This is a genomic window from Ethanoligenens sp. (assembly GCF_047718355.1).
GTDB lineage: Bacteria > Bacillota > Clostridia > Oscillospirales > Ethanoligenentaceae > Ethanoligenens.
Map to the genome: position 1 here is coordinate 17,753 of NZ_JBDNLG010000014.1, position 18,839 is coordinate 36,591.

At 51.6% G+C, this 18,839-nt stretch carries 19 protein-coding genes; 8 read left to right on the forward strand and 11 right to left on the reverse strand.

All coding sequences use genetic code 11. The annotated features are described in order from the left end of the window. Positions 1-80 precede the first annotated feature (80 nt). Positions 81-1,100, reverse strand: coding sequence for a rod shape-determining protein (locus tag ABF463_RS03740; protein ID WP_415532209.1), 1,020 nt, complete (start codon positions 1,098-1,100; stop codon positions 81-83). A gap of 426 nt (positions 1,101-1,526) precedes the next feature. Continuing rightward, on the reverse strand, positions 1,527-2,063 hold the full coding sequence (locus tag ABF463_RS03745) for a stage V sporulation T C-terminal domain-containing protein (RefSeq protein WP_415532210.1): 537 nt from the start codon (positions 2,061-2,063) through the stop codon (positions 1,527-1,529). Between the two features lie 443 nt (positions 2,064-2,506). On the opposite strand from ABF463_RS03745, the gene ABF463_RS03750 reads away from it, so the two are divergent. The 5 genes from ABF463_RS03750 (at position 2,507) to ABF463_RS03770 (ending at position 6,853) form a co-directional block, all read left to right on the forward strand. Then, complete coding sequence (locus ABF463_RS03750; RefSeq protein ID WP_415532211.1) at positions 2,507-2,872, forward strand: cell division protein ZapA; 366 nt, start codon at positions 2,507-2,509, stop codon at positions 2,870-2,872. Then, positions 2,869-4,962 carry a DUF3656 domain-containing U32 family peptidase gene (locus ABF463_RS03755; RefSeq protein WP_415532212.1) on the forward strand — a complete coding sequence of 698 codons (2,094 nt, stop codon included), beginning with the start codon at positions 2,869-2,871 and terminating at the stop codon, positions 4,960-4,962. Before ABF463_RS03750 ends, ABF463_RS03755 begins: the two co-directional genes overlap by 4 nt. A 69-nt stretch (positions 4,963-5,031) precedes the next feature. Then, a complete protein-coding gene (gene dut, locus ABF463_RS03760) occupies positions 5,032-5,490 on the forward strand; it encodes a dUTP diphosphatase (protein WP_415532214.1) in 459 nt (152 codons plus the stop codon). A 24-nt stretch (positions 5,491-5,514) separates the two neighbouring features. Then, entirely contained in the window at positions 5,515-5,787 is a 273-nt protein-coding gene (locus tag ABF463_RS03765) for a DUF4321 domain-containing protein (RefSeq protein WP_415532215.1), read from the forward strand. 118 nt (positions 5,788-5,905) lie between these two features. Next, the gene (locus ABF463_RS03770; RefSeq protein ID WP_415532216.1) at positions 5,906-6,853 is read left to right on the forward strand and encodes a tocopherol cyclase family protein; all 948 of its coding nucleotides are present in this window, start codon (positions 5,906-5,908) and stop codon (positions 6,851-6,853) included. A gap of 68 nt (positions 6,854-6,921) precedes the next feature. Here the strand turns inward: ABF463_RS03770 and ABF463_RS03775 are convergent, their stop codons facing one another. Both ABF463_RS03775 and ABF463_RS03780 read right to left on the reverse strand, forming a co-directional pair. Continuing rightward, positions 6,922-7,089 (reverse strand): hypothetical protein, encoded by a 168-nt coding sequence (locus ABF463_RS03775; protein ID WP_415532217.1) that lies wholly within the window; start codon positions 7,087-7,089, stop codon positions 6,922-6,924. A gap of 72 nt (positions 7,090-7,161) precedes the next feature. Further along, positions 7,162-8,622 (reverse strand): PLP-dependent aminotransferase family protein, encoded by a 1,461-nt coding sequence (locus tag ABF463_RS03780; protein WP_415532218.1) that lies wholly within the window; start codon positions 8,620-8,622, stop codon positions 7,162-7,164. A 91-nt stretch (positions 8,623-8,713) separates the two neighbouring features. Between ABF463_RS03780 and pdxS the strand changes: the two genes are divergently transcribed. The 3 genes from pdxS (at position 8,714) to ABF463_RS03795 (ending at position 11,789) form a co-directional block, all read left to right on the forward strand. Continuing rightward, positions 8,714-9,592 (forward strand): pyridoxal 5'-phosphate synthase lyase subunit PdxS, encoded by an 879-nt coding sequence (gene pdxS / locus ABF463_RS03785; RefSeq protein ID WP_415532219.1) that lies wholly within the window; start codon positions 8,714-8,716, stop codon positions 9,590-9,592. Positions 9,593-9,594: 2 nt separating this feature from the next. After that, entirely contained in the window at positions 9,595-10,167 is a 573-nt protein-coding gene (gene pdxT, locus ABF463_RS03790) for a pyridoxal 5'-phosphate synthase glutaminase subunit PdxT (protein WP_415532220.1), read from the forward strand. A gap of 341 nt (positions 10,168-10,508) precedes the next feature. Further along, complete coding sequence (locus tag ABF463_RS03795) at positions 10,509-11,789, forward strand: glycosyl hydrolase family 18 protein (protein WP_415532221.1); 1,281 nt, start codon at positions 10,509-10,511, stop codon at positions 11,787-11,789. A 235-nt stretch (positions 11,790-12,024) separates the two neighbouring features. Here the strand turns inward: ABF463_RS03795 and ABF463_RS03800 are convergent, their stop codons facing one another. From ABF463_RS03800 to ABF463_RS03830, 7 genes are all read right to left on the reverse strand, one after another. Next, entirely contained in the window at positions 12,025-12,999 is a 975-nt protein-coding gene (locus ABF463_RS03800; RefSeq protein WP_415532222.1) for an NAD(P)-dependent oxidoreductase, read from the reverse strand. 151 nt (positions 13,000-13,150) lie between these two features. Beyond that, complete coding sequence (locus tag ABF463_RS03805; protein ID WP_415532223.1) at positions 13,151-13,927, reverse strand: sugar phosphate isomerase/epimerase family protein; 777 nt, start codon at positions 13,925-13,927, stop codon at positions 13,151-13,153. 117 nt (positions 13,928-14,044) lie between these two features. After that, positions 14,045-14,800: an SDR family NAD(P)-dependent oxidoreductase gene (locus ABF463_RS03810; RefSeq protein ID WP_415532224.1), complete on the reverse strand. Its 756-nt coding sequence runs from the start codon at positions 14,798-14,800 to the stop codon at positions 14,045-14,047. A 71-nt stretch (positions 14,801-14,871) separates the two neighbouring features. Continuing rightward, positions 14,872-15,888 (reverse strand): zinc-binding dehydrogenase, encoded by a 1,017-nt coding sequence (locus ABF463_RS03815; protein WP_415532225.1) that lies wholly within the window; start codon positions 15,886-15,888, stop codon positions 14,872-14,874. Positions 15,889-16,136: 248 nt separating this feature from the next. After that, positions 16,137-17,450 (reverse strand): MFS transporter, encoded by a 1,314-nt coding sequence (locus ABF463_RS03820; RefSeq protein WP_415532226.1) that lies wholly within the window; start codon positions 17,448-17,450, stop codon positions 16,137-16,139. A 577-nt stretch (positions 17,451-18,027) separates the two neighbouring features. Next, positions 18,028-18,228, reverse strand: a complete 201-nt coding sequence (locus ABF463_RS03825; RefSeq protein WP_415532227.1) for a CDIF630_02480 family spore surface protein — start codon at positions 18,226-18,228, stop codon at positions 18,028-18,030. Between the two features lie 104 nt (positions 18,229-18,332). Further along, positions 18,333-18,803 carry an RpiB/LacA/LacB family sugar-phosphate isomerase gene (locus ABF463_RS03830; protein WP_415532228.1) on the reverse strand — a complete coding sequence of 157 codons (471 nt, stop codon included), beginning with the start codon at positions 18,801-18,803 and terminating at the stop codon, positions 18,333-18,335. Between the last annotated feature and the right edge of the window lie 36 nt (positions 18,804-18,839).

The following is an 18,839-nucleotide window of genomic DNA, read 5'->3' on the forward strand; positions in this document are numbered from 1 at the left end:
GAAACCACAGCTATGCACAACGGGATGGAAAAAGGGCCTTGTACGCCAAGCGCCAAGACCCCCGCATACATTTTTTGAAATCACCGGCGTTTTGCGTCAAAAAGCACGTTTGCAAGCGCGCCGGACATGTCTTCCAACATTTTTCCTGTGCCGTCCACCACGCAGTCAAGCGGGCGTTCAGCCACATTGACGGGGATGCCGGTCTCTTTGGCAATCAGTTCATCCAGTCCGCGCAGCAGAGCACCGCCGCCCGTAAGCATAATGCCACGGTCGATGATGTCCGCGGAAAGTTCCGGCGGCGTGCGCTCCAATGTGGATCGAATGGCATCCACCACCTGCGCGACCGGGTCGGCAAGCGCCTCCCGCACTTCCGCGGAAGTAATGGTGACGTTGCTGGGCAGGCCGTCCAGTAAATTACGTCCCTTGATCTGCCTGTCGCCCTCGTCTTCATACGGGTAGGCGGAACCCAGCGCAATTTTCAACTCTTCCGCAGTGCGCTCACCAATCAACAGATTGTATTTTTTCTTGACATAATTGATAATCGCATCATCGAATTCATCACCCGCCACCCGCACCGAACGGGAGGTAACGATGCCGGAAAGCGAGATCACTGCGACTTCCGCCGTGCCGCCGCCGATATCTACCACCATAGAACCGGTGGCTTCATCCACGGGCAGGCCCGCGCCGATGGCAGCTGCCATCGGCTCCTGCACCAGAAATGTATCCTTTGCGCCAGCCTGATAGGCAGCCTCATCCACCGCGCGTTTTTCCACTTCCGTTACGCCCGAAGGAATGCAGATGATGATGCGGGGTTTGGAAAATTTGCCTGCTGTCACCTTACGGATAAATTCCTTCAACATACTTGCCGTGATATCAAAATCGGCGATAACGCCGTCTTTGAGCGGGCGGATGGCCACAATGGAACCTGGGGTACGGCCAATCATCTGCTTTGCGCCGTTGCCGACGGCCAATACGCGGTTGGTTTTCACATCGACTGCCACAACCGACGGCTCACGCAGGACGATGCCTTTCCCCTTCATATAAATCAAGGTATTCGCCGTACCCAAATCTATGCCGATATCATGGGAAAACATGGACATAATGGCTTGTGCCCCTTTCAAATCCGTTGCTTTTATGATTTTTTATTTATCAAACTGTTCGGGCCGCACGGACGCGAACCGATTGTACGAGCAAAAGCCCTGCTGGGAAAATAGGCGGGCAAAGCCCCGCATCATTTCCCTAAGCAAAGAATGCTTATTTTATTATAATCCAGTTTTGAAACAGAAACAACACTTTTGCCCATTTTGTTTGAATTTTTACGCACTAAAATTTAACAGGCCGGGAAATGCTGCATACATTGGTGAAAATATCTTTTCATGCATTTTCCGTATCGTCTTGTTGCATATATTGCAGCAGGATATTGAGCAGAAATCAGGCGGCCTATACGCAAAACAGAAAAGGCTGTGTTTCCATGACGATTTAAATCATGAAAACACAGCCCTTTTTGCAAATATGCCGGTTGGAACCTATTCCTCCATCTGCTTGGCCAGAAAGTTGGCTGCCGTCTGTGACAGTTTCAATTCCAAGTCACCAGGCACCGTGTTTTCCTCCGTGGCCAACAGGATGACTGCACCTGCCATGTCACCCGCGGCAAGAATGGGCACCGCCACCGCCACATCTTTCTCCATGCCATCCACCGCTATCAAATGGTGCGCGCCATCGCTCAGATAGGGCCGGCGCTGTTCCATCAGCGCCCCGAGTTCCTCGCTCACCCGGCGTTCAATTACTTCTTTTCGTGGGATGCCAAAGGCGGATATGATGCGATCTCTGTCCGAGATGAGGACAGGATACCCAGAAGACTTGCCCAGCACTTCCGCAAACTGCGCGGCAAAATTGGACAGTTCCCCAATGGGAGAATACTTTTTGAAAATCACTTCGCCGTCATTATCGGTATATATTTCAAGTGGGTCGCCTTCGCGTATCCGCATGGTACGGCGGATCTCTTTCGGGATGACTACGCGGCCCAGATCGTCTATGCGTCGGACGATGCCGGTTGCTTTCAAACGAATTACCTCCTCTTGTTTACGCGGTGTGCCGGTCTGTAAAAGACAAACTGGCTGTACAAATGCATCACGGTTTTTCGCCTTTTCTGTTTCAATGTGAAAAACCGGGCTTTTTTTGCATCGCATATAGTATCTGCCTCGGGAAACGCATTATACCTGTAAAGAGAGGATTTGTACTTAAAAGAAAAACCTGTACGATTTGGGCGATTTATGACGGATGATGCCAAATGGAAGAAAAGTTGTGCTTTCCCATTTAAAAGATGCGGCGAATGTATTATAATTATTGAAAAGTATGGCGTTTTGTGTGATGCGGGCAATTGCAAAATGTGCCCCGGCTGCGGGCATGGAAAATTCTCGTGTCATCAAATAGTTGTCCGCCGTTTTCGTCCGTTGAAGCGGACGATACCGCGTGTAATTGAAACTGAACCGGGAAAGGCAGACGGATGAGCGAAAAAAGTAGAGTGAAACTGAAAATCTGCGGCAATGAATTTTATATTGTGTCGCATGACAGTGAAGAATATATTCGCACGGTAGCCGACAAAGTGGAACACTACCTCCAAAACCTGATGGATCGATCCCCCAACATGTCCACCACCATGGCGGCCGTTTTTGCCGCGCTGGAATTTTGCGACGAAGCGGCCAAAGCGACCGAGTCGGCCGACAATCTGCGTGCGCAAATCAAAGATTACCTTGAAGAAGCCGCCTCCGCCAAGAGCGAAGCAACCGAACTGCGCCGCCGAGAGATCGAGTTGGAGCGTGAAAATATCACGTTGCGCGCCAAACTGGGCAAAACGGAAGGCAGCAAATGAACCGTCCGGAAGTGCTTGCCCCGGCAGGGTCGTGGGAAACGCTGCGTGCCGCCGCGTTCGCAGGAGCCGATGCCGTGTATTTCGGCGGGCAATCGTTTAACGCACGGCGAAACGCTACGAATTTTGATGATGCGGCGCTGGAAGAGGCCATCGGCTGGCTGCACGCGCGCCGGGTAAAGGCCTATATCACATTCAACACCATCCTGTTTGAAAACGAATGGAAAGATGCGCTGGCCTTTTTAGAACGGCTATGCCGCATGGAACCAGACGCACTGATCGTACAGGATATCGGTGCGTTGCGTCTTGCGCATATGGCGGCTCCGGGTCTTCACCTGCACGCATCTACCCAAATGGCGGTGCATAACGTCGAGGGGGTACGTGCCCTCGCCAAAATGGGCGTGTCGCGCGTGGTGCTTGCCCGCGAACTCTCTGCACACGAAATCAATGAAATCACCAGTGCGCTGCGCCAAAATGAAGGCCCTTGCACCCCTGAAGTAGAAGTGTTTGTACACGGTGCGCTCTGCATGAGTGTTTCGGGGCAGTGCTATTTTAGTGCCATGCTTGGTGGGCGAAGCAGTAACCGCGGCCTTTGCGCACAGGTTTGCCGTCTGCCGTTTTCCGTACCCGGCGGCACCGGGCACGACCTATCCTTAAAAGACCTTTCTCTGATTCGGGAGATCTCCCAGCTGGCACAGATGGGCGTTGCCTCCCTCAAGATCGAGGGGAGGATGAAGCGCCCGGAATATGTGACGGCAGCGGTACGTGCCTATGCTGCCGCCGTGCGTAACAAGCCTGTCGATGAAGAACAGTTGAAGGAACTGCGCGCGTTATTTTCCCGCGCGGGGTTTACACAGGGCTATTTTGACGGACGGCGCGGCCGGTCGATGTTTGGCATACGCAGCCACGAGGATGTGCTGGACAGCCAGAAAGCCATCGCGCACCTGCGGGTAGGGACGGTGGAAACACGACGCATCCCGGTAGATTTCAAAATCACTATTCAGGCAGGGACGCCAACTGTTTTGGAAGCGTCAGACGAAGACGGACATATCACGGAAAGCATTGGACCTTGTCCAGAAGTTGCCGTCAGCCATGCGCTGGACAACCTGACGGTAGAAGAAAAACTGGACAAGACCGGTGGTACGCCGTTTTTTGTCCGACAGATGCAGGTGCAATTGGACGATGGGTTGTCTTTGCCTGTGCGGGAACTGAACGCACTCCGCCGGCATGCACTTGAGCAGTTGCTGGCATTACGTACGCAGCCGCATTCTATCGCGTTTGCCATGCCGGTTCTTTCCACCAAACGGCCAGAAGCTGTGGAAAAGCAGACCCGTGTGCGGTTATTTTCTGCGGAGCAACTGGGAGCGGCAGATTTCACTGGTATTGACCGAATCTATTTGCCGGCGAATGTATACGCCCATGCGCCCGCTCTGCTTCAGCAGGCAGCAAACAGCGGGCTGCCACTGGGGATAGAGATGCCGCGCGCGTTTTTCGGTTCCGCGAAAGCGCTCGCACCCGCTTTGCGCGGTGCGCAGGAACTGGGCGTGACTCATGCACTCTGCGGGAATATCGGCGCATTTCCGGCAGCACAAGACGCAGGTTTTACGATTCATGGCGATTATTCTCTCAACTGTGTCAACAGTGCGTCGCTGGACGCCTACATGGAAGCAGGGGCGGTCGACTGTATCCTCTCTTTTGAGGCGTCTCTGCGGCAAATAAGCAGGATCGCCGGGGCTTGTACGGGCCTGCTGGCATATGGACGCTTACCGTTGATGCTGACGCGCAACTGCCCGCTGCAAAACGGGCAGCACTGCATCGGGCATGCCTGCGGCGGCTCTTTGACCGACCGAAAAAACTGCCACTTTCCGGTGGTATGCGGCGCCGCAGGTGATTGTGTGGAAATACTGAACGATCGACCGCTTTGGATGTGCGACCAGCAGGAGGCTTTGTGGAATACCGGCGTTTCCTTCTTGCAGCTGTATTTTACGACCGAAACCCCACAGGAAGTCGCGGCAGCTTTACGGTCGTTTCGCAGGGGCAGCGCACCATCCGGCGCATTTACACGCGGTTTATACAAAAGAGGCGTGCTGTAGGTGCAGCAAACCAGTACACGATTATGATCGACTTTTCGATAAATTCACAGGAAGCATGGAGGAACAGCGATGTTCAAAGTCACTCTGAAAGTGAAAACGGTCCCGCATGATGGGGTAGAAATCCAAAAGCCGCACCGCGCCACCAACGGAGCGGCCGGATTCGATCTATTTGCCGCCCTGCGCGGGCCGGTAAAGATTGCGCCGCACGGGTTGGTATCCATCCCCACCGGTATCGCCATTCAATTACCGGACGACGGATATGCCGCCTTCATCTACGCACGCAGCGGATTGGCAGTACGACATGGCATCGCGCTGTCCAACGGCGTAGGGGTCATCGACAGTGACTACACCGGTGAATTGATCGTAGGGCTGTGTAATCTCTCGGACAGGGCCTATGTCATCATGCCGGGTGAGCGGATTGCACAGCTGGTCATCTCTCCCGTCTGCGTACCTGAGTTGGTCGAAGTGAAAGAATTGGAACAGACGGCTCGTGCCGGCGGCGGTTTTGGATCCACCGGGCGCTACTGAATATATGAACAGGAGGTCGACATCATGCGTTCTGTTGGAAAAAGCGGAAATGTTTTTTTGCTCATTGTTTTCCTGATACTTGCAATTGTGGCGGGCGGCGTGATTGCCGCCGCTCTGCAACAATTTTCCTGGGCGGGCTTTCTGACCTACACCAAAACCTTTGGGATTGGTGATACCCAGCCGGTCACGCTTGACCTGTCCGTATTGCGCGTTTCTTTCGGGTTGGGTCTGCGCATCAATCTGACACAAGTACTCTGCATTTTGGCCGCCATCCTTATCTACCGCAAAATCAATTGATGCGCCTTTCCTCATTCCAAAAACGGAGTAGACGCACGTTCCTTTGCGCGCATGGAGCACCCACCATGTGGGCATACTGTTATGGTACATCACACCTGTGTGCCCCTGGAGGATGCCTATGCCGTTTCAAGACTGCCTGCTTCCCGAAACCTTTCAAGGGAAATATGCTCAAGCGCCTTATTTTGAGGGTTGGTATTTCCGGCTGCAAAACGGCAGTCACTCCATTTCACTCATTCCCGGGATTTGCTTGAACCCCCAGCCCCATGCCTACCTGCAAATTTTAAACGGGGAAAAGGGTACTTCTTCCTATCAAGAATATCCGTTCAGTGCTTTTCGGTTTCGCCAAGACCGTTTTGCAATCTCCGTTGGAGAAAACCATTTTTCTTCGACATCCATTCATCTGCGAGAACCCCAACTGCATGGAGACATCTCTTTTACCAACCGGGTACCGTTTTGCGCCCATCGGCTAAACACCGGCATGATGGGGCCGTTCGCCTTTGTTCCATGGTTGCAGTGCCGTCACGGCGTAGTCACCATCCGCAGTACGCTGGCGGGCGCCTTGACTGACGATACCGGGACGATGGACTTTACCGGCGGAATTGGTTATGTGGAAAAAGACTGGGGAAAAGCATTCCCCCAGCCCTATCTCTGGACACAAGCACACTTCGGCCTAAGCACCTTTATGCTCTGCCTTGCCCGTGTGCCGCTGCCGGGCGGGGCGCTCACCGGCATTCTTGCGTTTTTATACACCGGGCAAAAGCGATATCTCTTTTCCACCTATACCGGCACCAGACTCTCCACGATCTGCCGCACGGAAGACGGCGCATGGCATCTCATCTTCCGCACGCCGTTCCATCGGCTTTTCCTGCGCCTTATCATACACAAAGGCTTGACCCTGCGTGCGCCGGGAACACAGGGAATGAACCGGGAAATCCAAGAAGACCCCCACGCCGATTTATCGGTGCGGCTTGCCACATGCGGCGGCGACACCGTTTTTCAGGGACAAAGTGCAGATGCCAGTGCTGAAATTGTGGGCGATCTGCTAAAATTGACAAAACAAGCATAATCATCTTGTCTCATACAGTGACTTACCAATCGGAAACGCATAAACCCTTTGTACGGGGCTTATGCGTTTTAATTTTTACGGTGCCGGAAACCGGATATCCATTCTTTCACAATCCAAAACGGCTGCAAAAACAGCGTACCACGCAGCATAATAAGCACCGCGAGCACCGCAAAGAGGATTTCATATACCAGACACTGCACCAATACAGTCCACGCGTGCATAACAAAAGACCACATTTCATCACCCCCTATGGTATCGCACATTTTTCGCACGGCAACCGGCGCGCAAGCATTCCCGACCAATCCCAGTTAAATAAAAATGGTATGGTCAGCATGTTTATTGACCACCGACCGGATGCATTCACCCACAACGCGAAGCCCTTTTTCCACTTCACGCGAGGAAGCAAAGCTGATGCGCAGATGCCGCTCAAACCCCGCCATCGGCGTGATATAGAACAGGCTTCCGGGCGCGATCAGCACCTTTTGGGCTTTACAGCGATAATAAATTTCCCGGTCGGCAATGCCTTCCGGCAAAGTCAGCCAAAGACCAAATCCGCCCCGCACTTCCCCAATGCGCACACCGAATCGTTTCCATTCCGACACGTTTGCCAATGCGGCCTGCGCCCTTTCCTGATATGCATGGGAAATCTGCACAATATTTTCACTCCAGCAGCCTTTCTGGAAATAGGCCGTGAGTGCCCGCTGAATCAACCCAGAACCGGAGATATCCGTGGCATATTTGACTGCGGAGAGACGCTCCAACAGGTTTTGCGGCGCAATAACATAGCCTGTGCGGATGCCGGGCATCAGCAGCTTGGAAAAACTTTTGACATACACGACACGACCGTCTGCATCCTCTGATTTCAGCGGATAGAGCCGCTCCCCTTTTAGATTGATATCCGAAAACAAATCATCCTCAATGATATAAAAATCGTACTGCGCGGCCAGTTTCAGCAAATGGCGGCGCTTTTCCGCCGACATGCTCACGCCCGTGGGCGTCTGGTAGACCGGCATGGTATATAGCAGACGCGGGCGATATTTCTGTGCGTAATACGCAAGAATATCCAGACTCAGCCCATCCGGCTCCATCGGTACGCCAAACAATTTGGCGTCATGCAGCGCAAATACCGAGCGCATCCCAATATAGGATGGCATCTCCGCGAAAACGGTGTCGCCCGGGTGAAGCATTGCTTTGCAGAGCAAATCCAACGCCTGCTGCGCGCCAGCCGTCACCAGTATCTCCTGCGGGCAGCAGCGAATGCCATACTGCGCGCCGGAAAAAGAGGCCAAAATCTCCCGCAGTGGGTAATACCCCTCGCTCTCCTGATAAGAAAATGCATATCCACCGTCTGTGTCCAAGACCGTATTGATGGCTTTTTTGAATTCCGCCACCGGGAACACATCTGCCGCAGGAGCATTGCCTGCCAGATCAATCATGCCTTCGGAAAAAGATAGCCTGCCGCTATTTAACTCGGCATAATCGCCGAACAGACCTTCCAGATCATCCTGCGGCGGCGGGACGGTCGGCGGCAGCAGATAGGTGCCGCTCCCCAGCTTGGTGTACGCCACCCCTTTTTTCTCCAGCAGATGATACGCCGCCACCACAGTGGAAGGATTTACGCCTAACTGTTTTGCCAACGTGCGAACAGACGGCAAACGCTCCCCACTAAGCACATCCCTCTCCCGCAGCTGCCGTTCAATGGCCTCTGCCAGCGATTGATAGAGCGGCAGCTCCGTTTCTTTTAATTGTATCGATACAATATCCAGCATAATCTCACACTTTGTCCTTGAATCCAAACTATACAACTTTATATAATAATAGCACAGTAAGATTGTAACGCAACAGTTTGGAGAAGTTTTTATGAGTAACCAGTATGAATTGAACAAAAATCTAGCGCAAATGCTAAAAGGCGGCGTCATCATGGACGTGACAACCGCGAAAGAGGCAGAGATTGCGCAGGCAGCGGGCGCGGTGGCCGTCATGGCGCTGGAGCGTGTGCCGTCGGACATCCGCAAAGAGGGCGGCGTGGCACGCATGTCCGACCCCAAGATCATCAAGGCAATTAAGAATGCGGTAACCATCCCCGTCATGGCAAAATGCCGTATCGGCCACTTGGTCGAAGCACAGGTGCTGGAAGCACTGGGCATTGATTACATAGATGAAAGCGAAGTGCTTACCCCCGCGGACGACCGTTTCCATATTGACAAACACGCGTTTCGCATCCCATTCGTCTGCGGAGCGCGCAATCTGGGTGAAGCACTGCGGCGCATCGGCGAAGGCGCGGCAATGATTCGCACCAAAGGCGAGGCAGGTACCGGCAATGTGGTGGAAGCTGTGCGCCATATGCGCACCATCACAGCAGACATCCGGCATCTGAAAGACCTGCCGGCAGATGAACTGATGACTGCAGCCAAAGAACTGGCGGCGCCATACGATTTGGTTGCAGAGATTATCAAGACCGGCAAACTGCCGGTGGTTAATTTCGCCGCAGGCGGCATTGCCACCCCGGCAGACGCGGCTCTGATGATGCAGCTCGGCAGCGAAGGGGTCTTCGTCGGCTCGGGCATCTTCAAATCCGCCGACCCAGAAAAACGTGCGCGCGCCATCGTCAAAGCGACCACCTATTACGACAAGCCGGACATCATCGCGGAAGTCTCCGAAGACCTTGGTGAACCGATGAAAGGCATTGAGCTGTCGACCATTAAACCGGACGAACGGCTGGCTGTCAGGGGCTGGTAACAATGAAAACAGTCGGCGTACTGGCGTTGCAAGGTTCTTTCCGTGAGCATCTGCGGCAGCTTGCAAAGCTCGACGGTATTCTCCCCTGTCCCGTCAAAACCACGAGAGATCTGGCGCAGGTGGATGGCATCATCCTGCCGGGCGGCGAAAGCACCGCGCAAGGTAAGCTGCTGCGTGACTTCGGGTTGCTGGAACCTCTGCGGACGCGTATCCAACAGGGGTTGCCTATCTGGGGAACCTGTGCCGGGCTGATCTTATTGGCAAAACGTATCACAGACCACGAACCGGCACATCTGGGCGTGATGGACATCACTGTGCGGCGCAACGCCTACGGCGGGCAGCTCGACAGCTTCTCTACCAGTACCGTGCTTCCTGCCGTTTCACCCGAACCGCTCCCGCTGGTCTTTATCCGCGCACCGTGGATTGAGTCAATCGGTGAGAATGTGGAGCCGCTCGCCGTACAGGATGGTAGAATCATTGCCGCAAAAGAACGCCATATGATTGCGACCTCGTTTCACCCCGAGCTGACCGACGACCCGCGTTTTCACGCTTACTTTGTCGGGCAGATCGCATAAATACCTGTCAAAAAGCGCTGTGCAATGAGCTTGCACAGCGCTTTTTGCTGCCTCTCCTTCTGTCTGTGCATTACGGAAAACCGTATGTGGCCTCCCGATAAAGAAACATCCGCACAAACGCAACCTGCTTTTCCGTGCGCCATATCCTAAAAGGTGCTATTTCCCCGAAAGGGTACATATAGTAAAAATGCGAGGCGACCGAAACATTCCGCCAATCCACTCAAATTTATTGATGTGTTTACAGCAATTGCTATAGACTATGCCGTTATAAACCGCGCACATACTTTACCGAAAAATGCGGGCACCGCCCGCCGCCCGCTTGAAGGAAAGGTGCGATTCTATTGATCATTCATGTAGTCGAACCCGGCGAAAGCATCTACTCCATTGCCAGACGCTATGGCGTGACCTCCGAGAGCGTGTTGCAGGCTAACGATCTGTCCAATCCCGATCAATTAGCGGTAGGGCAAGCCGTTGTTGTCCCACAGGGGCGACGTATCTATACCGTGCGTCCCGGCGATTCCATCTTTGCCATTGCACAGCGGTATGGTGTGCAGCCTGCCGCCATCTTGGAGGAAAACCCGGATGTCGGAGACGGCAGTCGGATTTATCCGGGTCAAATCGTTGTTATTCCTCCGCCACAAGCCAAACAAGGCACCATCGAAGTCAACGGCTATGCATTTCCAAACACCGACACCGCACTTTTGCAGCGCACCTTCGCGTTGCTTACCTATTTGTCCATCTTCGCCTACCGGGTACGGGCGGACGGCAGCCTGGAAACCCTTGACGACACACCGCTCATCAATCTTGCGCGCCAAAACCGTGTTGCACCCGTCATGGTTATCGCCAATATCCGTGAGAGCGGCGGATTCAGCACCGAGATTGGCCAGTCGGTTCTGAATGACCCGACCGCGCAGAATGCATTGGTACAGAATATCCAAAACACCATGCGGGAAAAAGGTTATTATGCATTGAATGTGGACTTTGAATACATACGTCCGCAGGATCGGGAGGCTTATAACACATTCCTCACCCGCATCACGGATGTGATGCATCAGGACGGGCATCTGGTGTTTACCGCCGTCGCGCCCAAACTGAATGCTACTCAACAAGGCTTGCTTTACGAAGCGCATGACTACGCTGCGCACGGGCGCATCGTCGATCGCGTCATTCTCATGACCTACGAATGGGGCTATTTAGCGGGGCCGCCTCAAGCCATCGCACCCATCGACCAGGTGCGCCGCGTGGTGCAATATGCCGTTTCAGTCATCCCGCCCAAGAAAATTTTAATGGGCATCCCCAACTATGCCTACGACTGGACATTGCCCTATCAGCGCGGCACGCTCGCCGACACGTTTTCCAATGTGGAAGCTGTCCGGCGCGCCATCGCCAACAACGCCGCTATCCAATATGACAATACAGCCCAATCGCCTTTTTACAACTACTATGACGCACAGCGCCGACAACATATTGTATGGTTTGAGGACGCCCGTAGCATCCAGCAAAAACTAAAGCTTGTCACTGAATTTGGGTTGGCAGGCATCAGTTACTGGACAATCGGACGCCCATTCCCGACAAATTGGTTCGTGCTTTCCTCTACCTTTAATGTCACAAAGGTGTTATAAAAGCATCCAAAAGGTCCATAAGCCGCGAGGCCAGCAAAAATGCATTGTTCAAGTCACCCTAACAAGAAAATCCAACCATAAAAAGCGGCGGGCAACTTAAAGTTACCCGCCGCTTTTTATGGTATCGTCTATCGTATTGTATGGCCGTCCCGGAATGAGGCATCCGCATGTGTGACTGTAAGACCCACTATGCTGTAAGACGCAACCGTCCCCTGGACCGTGGAATCAGCGCCTGTTACTTTTTAAAAAGTTGTGGATTGATCACGTTAGCCGGGTGATTTCCCTCAAGGATACCTATCAGCCCCTTCAATGCTTCCTGCGCCATCCCGACGCGCGATTCAAAAATACAGCTGGCGACATGGGGGGTTACGACGACATTTTCAAGTTCCAAAAGTTCATCAGAAACATTTGGCTCATTATCGAAGACATCGATAGCCGCCCCCCTGATGCGTTCTTCTTTTAACGCTTTGACCAGATCGGCTTCATTCACAATCGGGCCCCGCGCTGCATTGATCAAATATGCGGTTTTCTTCATTGTTTTCATTAGGTCATAGTTAAACAAATGATGGTTCTCAGATGTATATGGCATATGCAGCGAAAGAACGTCGGCTGTTGAAACGACTTCTTTCAACGGCATATACGTTGCCCCAAGTTCCTTTTCCTTTTCTTCGGAAAGACGGTAGGGGTCGTAATATATAACGTGCATCCCCAGACCCTGGCACTTTTGCGCAACCGCCTTTCCAATGCGGCCAAATCCCAGCAGGCCAAGTGTTTTGCCATACACCATCAAATCCCGATTGAAAAACCGCTCGGAAGAGCATTTTTTTTCACGGCGCAGCTTGCGGTCATACATCAATATGCCGCGGGATATGGCCATAATCAAGGCTACCGTAAACTCGGCTGTCGGCTGCAAAACCGACTGCGGTGTATTGACAACAAAAATATTTTTCTCTGTTGCGTATTTCCAGTCGATATTGTCATAGCCGACTCCAAAATTGGCGACAGCTTTCAGGTTTTTTCCAGCGTCTAATATTTCTTTTGTAAGCGGTGTCCCAAAGCAAAAGAAGGCGTCATATTCCGGTATCAGACGTAGAACTTCGTCTTGGGGAAACCGTTCTCCCACAACCGGCGGCATCGTCATATCTACAATACCTTCAAACGGTTCAACACAAACTTTGGGGATACCACTGCCAATCAGAATCTTTTTCATCGCGGGTTCATCCTTTCAGAATATCGGTTTGCAATCACACGATCAAAATCGGTGATTTTCTGCTGTTTTTCAGACTGGTAAGGAGCTTGCCCCGTCTTTCTCACTGTGCCATTTCCAATGCGATACACAATTTTTGCTTATTCAATCACGGTTAGAGAGAAGCGACTGCCATCCGGGTCTGCCTGATTTGTTCGATCAAGGCTTTGCCCTCCGAGAGATCGTCAATCTGGAATTCCAATCCTACCGGACAATCTTTAGGAAGAATCTGAAACAGCTTCTTCCAATCCAACACTCCTTTTCCGGCAAAAGCAGTTACCATGCCGTCCCTTGTGCGGGCGGCATCTTTCAGGTGGATATAATCCACATACGGTTTCATAGTCTCGGCAGCCTCGATGGGGTCTTCATCTACATACAGCCAGTTTGCCGTATCAAATGTGTGCCCGACCGGGTAGGCATTCTCTATGCAGATTTCCAAAAGCGACCGAACATGCTCCAGTTTCCCACCAACCGCTTGATCATTCTCAATCGTCAGGTGTACCCTGGCAGCCGTAAATAGTTGAACCGCCGATTTAATCTGTTCAGCAACTCGTTTTCGATCGCTGAAATCAACTTCACCTGTGGATAGTTTCAGCGTTTTCGCACCGAGTTCAACCGCTTCCTGGACATAGCCTTCTATAACATGCAGATTTATTTCATTGGCGTGAAACAATGTATCCGGCACCGAATAGATAAATGGGAAGTTCTTGCTCTGATTGGCACGTCGAATCTCTTTGCATTCTCCCGGCACATCGCACATCAGCTCACGCCGAAGTTCCACGCCGCCATTCTTTTCCAACATAGCCACCCTGTCCAGCAGCGCGCTTTGCTTTTGCCCAGCAACCACTTCTTTTTCAAAGGCTTTCATAGTGACGACGATGTCGTTTTTCATATGGCTTCATCCTTTCATGCAAGGCAATTGCCATGCGAATCTGTTTTTAAGTATACCGGAATCTGCATGGCCGCAGTATCGGTCAGCCACTTGCATACGACAATATACGCCTATATTTTACAGAGAGGCCGCGATGCCGCCGTCGACCTTAATCTCGACTGCTGTAATATATTGCGCCGCATCCGAAGCAAGGAACGTGACCGCCATTCCCACATCCTTTTCGGTGCCCAACCGGCCAAGCATGGTGCGATGTTCCACCATTGCACGACGTTCCGGCACACGACGGAGCGATTCTTTTGTCAGTACGGTTTCAATCCAGCCCGGCGCCACGCCGTTGACACGCACACCTTTGGGCGACAATTCACTGGCAAAAGCACGCACCATGGAACTGAGCGCTCCTTTGGTTCCGGAATAAACCAGGTTACGTGTCAAACCAATATGGACAGCCGTGGAAGTAATGAACACAATCGAGCCGGTACCACGCTCGACCATCGCACGGGAGATCTCACGCGTGACAAGATAGGTTCCGAAAACATTCACATTAAACAGGCTCAAAAATTCGTCATAGTTGTAATCCAACGCGTCTTTGTTGTTCTGGATGCCCGCATTGTTAACCAGCACATCAATAGGGCCTTCCTTTTGCAGGAGATCTGCAATGGCACCGGGAATTGTCTCGTGCTTGGCAAGGTCAATAAGCGCATAGTGCGCGTCGCCCAGTTCCTTTGAGGCTTTGACCAACTCCGTTTCGGTGCGCCCGGCAATGATAACACGCGCGCCAGCGTCAATCAGTTCTTTCGCAATGCCCAAACCAATGCCACGGCCGCCTCCGGTGACCAGCGCGGTTTTACCTTCTAAAGAAATTTCCTTTTTCATCGTAAAGACTCCTTTTCAAATAGATAAAATAAAAATACAGGGTATTTGGATACGGCGCAAATCTTCTTTGATCACAGTGCAATCAACACTTTCCCTGAGACCTGCGCGTCATGGGCGACGGCAAAGGCGTTTTCCACCTCGTTGATAGGGAACACATGGGTAATCACATTTTCAATAGACGGATTTTCGTCCAACATGCGGATTGCGTCATCGAATTCCCGGTCGAACCGGAAAGTGCCGCGCAAGGTTACTTCCTTCGCGCAAATGGAGGACAAATTGATGGCACTTGCTTCATTTTTCAACATCCCCACCTGCACGATCACGCCTCCCAGCGCAATCGCGAGGAATGCCTGTGTAACACCTCCCGGCGTACCGGAGCATTCCAGAACGACATCGAACGCGTTTTGCGGCACCTCCGCACCCTGACCAAGTTGAATCGTCTGGGTCGCGCCGAGTGCTTTGGCGCGCTCCAGCGGGCCGGAAAGAAGATCGGTTGCAGCGATTTCCTTTGCCCCTTGAGCCGAGGCCGCCGCTACAGCCAACAGACCGATCGGTCCGGAACCGGAAACCAGAACACGTTTGCCCCGGACATCCCCAGCCTGTGACAGCCCGTGAAGCGCTACCCCCAGCGGTTCCGCAAGCGCACCGCGCTTGAGCGGCAGTGTATCCGGCAGAACACGAAGCTGATCCGGACGGACAGCCAGGCGTTCTGTCATTGCGCCTTGTGTATGCGGCATTGTCGCCGCTGAACCCAGATAGCGCCCACCCGGCCAGACCTCGCGTTTGTCCTCAAGGCCCGGCACAGGTGTCCCCCATGTGGAGGGGTGGATAGCAACCGGTGTACCGGCTGAAATGGTCTTTCCATCTACCACGGTATCCTCCGCCAGCACGCCGCTGACTTCGTGTCCCGGTGTCAACGGCTCTCGGATGGCGAAAGCGCCAACCGCGCCATCATAATAGTAATGCAAATCCGAACCGCATATGCCTACATACTTTGGGGCCACCAGCACGGTACCTGATACCTGAGCAGGCGCTGGATTTTCCGCGACGGACATATTTCTTTTCCCAGAGATAACGACTGAACGCATACGATTTCTTCCTTTCCATAATGCAAAGGCCAGCCTGCCTGTGCAGCAGACGGTCCTTGGGTTTTCTACTGTCAGAATTGTGTACTGCTGTCTTTTATCCTTTGGCGTACAGGCCAAACCACAACAGTGTTGTCCTGGCGCGTGGAACAGTTTCATGGCAACAATGCGGAAACGCCTGCAGCACATGACACTGATTCACTTCTTGTTATAATACATTGTTTATCGGTTTACAAGATGTGTAAACAAAATTATTTAATGGCCGCAGCATTTGCCAAAACCGGATTTTCCTTTGTTTTCCCGATAAGCGTCACTTTATCTTTATGTACAAAGAACATCAGTACGACTGCAACGATTAGCGAACCAGCCATCAGCAGGAACGAGGCTGCGGGGCTACCCGTGGCTCCATCGAGGTATCCAACAAAATATGAACCGACAAACGAACCCAGAGCACCCATGCTGTTGATTAAAGCTGTAGCGACTCCGGCGACATTTTTGGGGAGCAGGTCAGTAATCAAAGCAAAGAACGTGCCGTTTGGGGTATAAATTGCGCCGCCCGCGATGCAAAGCAGAACATACGAGAGCCAGAAATTCGATGAGCCCACACGGAAAGAGAGATAGAAAGCGATCCCACCGACCAGAAGTGGCACCCAGACAAACACTTTGCGTTTCATGGTCTTATCGGAGAAATACGAAGCCGTCACCATCATAATCGTACCGATTAGATACGGCAGCGCGGACAACCATCCAATATTCGTGATACCCATCTTACTGCTGTTCTTAAGGATGGAAGGCAGCCACATCACAAATCCATATACCCCAATGCTCCAGAAAAAGAACTGAAGGGAAAGTGCGATGACCTGTGGTTTTTTGAATGCGGCCATATAGTTTTTGACGGGAGGAATCTCTTTTTGTTCTTCTCTCAACACCATGTCTAGTTCAGTTTTTTCTGCATGGGTCAGCCATTTAGCCTGACTCGGTTTGTCTTTAACCACAATCCACCAAACAATCGCCCAAACAATGGGTGGAATGCCTTCGATGATAAACATGTTCTTCCAGCCAAAACTGTCCAACAGATATCCCGATACAACGGACATCCACATAATTGTCACAGGATTGCCAAGCATCAAAAAGGAATTTGCTTTGGAACGTTCTGACTTGCTGAACCAGCTGCTCAGGAAAATCAACATCGTAGGCATAATGGCGCTTTCCACAATGCCAAGGAAAAAGCGGATAACATACAGATATTTTACATTATTAACAATACCGGTTGCCGAGGCCAGCACGCCCCAAATGATAAGACAAACAAACACCAGCTTCTTGGGGCTTCTTTTTTCGGCGTACATTGCGCCTGGAATCTGGAAAAAGAAATAGCCAAAAAAGAATAACGAACTCAATAAAGACGTGGCTGCCGCCGTGATATGCAGCGAACTGGTCATGCCGCCGGCCACCGCAGAACCAAAATTAGAGCGATCAAGATATGCCAGACTATATGTAATAAATGCGATCGGGACAATTCTGATCCAACGCTTTTTCGCGGATAATGATGCTCTCAACTCTTGCACAATAATCTCCTCTTTTCTCAAAACATGACACATACAAACCGGTTTTGTTTACCGGTATACATTAAAGGCACCATATTTGACTTGCTGCTGATATACATCGGCTTTGAGTAAAAAGATTTATTAGAGTTGGTAATGATGCGACACAGTGCCTGCGTAAAAATGCTTTATCGATACACCCCCTTTTATGTTTATCGGTTTACTAAACCGGTAAATATAAATTGCATATTGCTCCTGCTCATCAACATTCCTACCCATCCCCAGTATTATATGCATCCTGCATATAATACTTTCATATGTGTAAAAATATTTTAGAGATGTGCTCCATAAGCATTATTATAGTCTTGCCTGCCACAATCTACAATAGATATATTGTACTATGTAATAATATTTTTTTTGTTTATTATGTACAATACAAATTTTTTACACGCCGAATGCTGCATACGAGACTTTCTTCTTCATACGCTTGATTATAAGCAGCCAAAAAAGGACCGTGTACAGCAGAACAATTCCTACTGTACACGGTCCACAAACAACCGTTTGGCCATTTTACCCCATTGGGGATTTCCCATTTACGGGACTACTTTTTGTTGTAATTGACCCAATCACGCGCCGCCTTTACATTCTGCTCGGACGGCAATGCCACATTGGTGTCTTCCTGCTCATGGTCTTTCTGTGTGATGGCATTCATGATGAACGTCCCGTTCTCCTGTTTTTTCAGGATGGCGGGCTGGTGCTTCAAATACAGATGTTTCCGGTCGAGAAATCCATCGATCACCATTTTGCTCACCTCATTTTGCAAAGTCGGGCATGTTTCCATGCCCGACTTTAGTGTGTGCTCTTTTTTTGCAAACATGAGGATACAAAAAATTTAACAGAATTTGTTCAAATTTCATTCAACGGGCGCAGATGCCGCTTGGAAATCTCATCCACTTTTTTGACACGGCGCTCATACTTTTCCTGTCCGGCAAAAAAGTCCGTATGCATCCAGGTATCCACGATCTCCAGCGCAATCGCCGAGCCAATGATTTTGCCGCCAATGCAAAGCACGTTACTGTCCGTATGCTGACGCGCCAGTTTTGCGCAAAACGGGTCTTGACACACCACCGCTGTCACGCCTGCGATGCGGTTGGAAATCAGTGCACTTCCATACCCCACGCCATCCACGAAAATGCCGCGGTCAGCCTCGCCCCTGCCGACCGCCAGCGCTGCGGGATAGACGAAATCCGACAGATCACAGGAATCTGTATCATGCGTGCCGAAATCCAGCACCTCATGCCCCTGCTGCTGCAAAATTGCTTTAATTTCTTCTTTTAACGCATATCCTGCGTGGTCATTCGCCATTGCAATCTTCATGACAAGCCTCCCGATTTTCGTACACCCCTCATTTTG

Excerpts from the sequence above, each read along its gene's own strand:
- ABF463_RS03740 (WP_415532209.1), bottom strand. The coding sequence starts at position 1,100 with ATGTCCATGTTTTCCCATGATATCGGCATAGATTTGGGTACGGCGAAT.
- ABF463_RS03750 (WP_415532211.1), top strand. The coding sequence starts at position 2,507 with ATGAGCGAAAAAAGTAGAGTGAAACTGAAAATCTGCGGCAATGAATTT.
- ABF463_RS03755 (WP_415532212.1), top strand. The coding sequence starts at position 2,869 with ATGAACCGTCCGGAAGTGCTTGCCCCGGCAGGGTCGTGGGAAACGCTG.
- dut (WP_415532214.1), top strand. The coding sequence starts at position 5,032 with ATGTTCAAAGTCACTCTGAAAGTGAAAACGGTCCCGCATGATGGGGTA.
- ABF463_RS03765 (WP_415532215.1), top strand. The coding sequence starts at position 5,515 with ATGCGTTCTGTTGGAAAAAGCGGAAATGTTTTTTTGCTCATTGTTTTC.
- ABF463_RS03770 (WP_415532216.1), top strand. The coding sequence starts at position 5,906 with ATGCCGTTTCAAGACTGCCTGCTTCCCGAAACCTTTCAAGGGAAATAT.
- ABF463_RS03775 (WP_415532217.1), bottom strand. The coding sequence starts at position 7,089 with ATGTGGTCTTTTGTTATGCACGCGTGGACTGTATTGGTGCAGTGTCTG.
- ABF463_RS03780 (WP_415532218.1), bottom strand. The coding sequence starts at position 8,622 with ATGCTGGATATTGTATCGATACAATTAAAAGAAACGGAGCTGCCGCTC.
- pdxS (WP_415532219.1), top strand. The coding sequence starts at position 8,714 with ATGAGTAACCAGTATGAATTGAACAAAAATCTAGCGCAAATGCTAAAA.
- pdxT (WP_415532220.1), top strand. The coding sequence starts at position 9,595 with ATGAAAACAGTCGGCGTACTGGCGTTGCAAGGTTCTTTCCGTGAGCAT.
- ABF463_RS03800 (WP_415532222.1), bottom strand. The coding sequence starts at position 12,999 with ATGAAAAAGATTCTGATTGGCAGTGGTATCCCCAAAGTTTGTGTTGAA.
- ABF463_RS03805 (WP_415532223.1), bottom strand. The coding sequence starts at position 13,927 with ATGAAAAACGACATCGTCGTCACTATGAAAGCCTTTGAAAAAGAAGTG.
- ABF463_RS03810 (WP_415532224.1), bottom strand. The coding sequence starts at position 14,800 with ATGAAAAAGGAAATTTCTTTAGAAGGTAAAACCGCGCTGGTCACCGGA.
- ABF463_RS03815 (WP_415532225.1), bottom strand. The coding sequence starts at position 15,888 with ATGCGTTCAGTCGTTATCTCTGGGAAAAGAAATATGTCCGTCGCGGAA.
- ABF463_RS03825 (WP_415532227.1), bottom strand. The coding sequence starts at position 18,228 with ATGGTGATCGATGGATTTCTCGACCGGAAACATCTGTATTTGAAGCAC.
- ABF463_RS03830 (WP_415532228.1), bottom strand. The coding sequence starts at position 18,803 with ATGAAGATTGCAATGGCGAATGACCACGCAGGATATGCGTTAAAAGAA.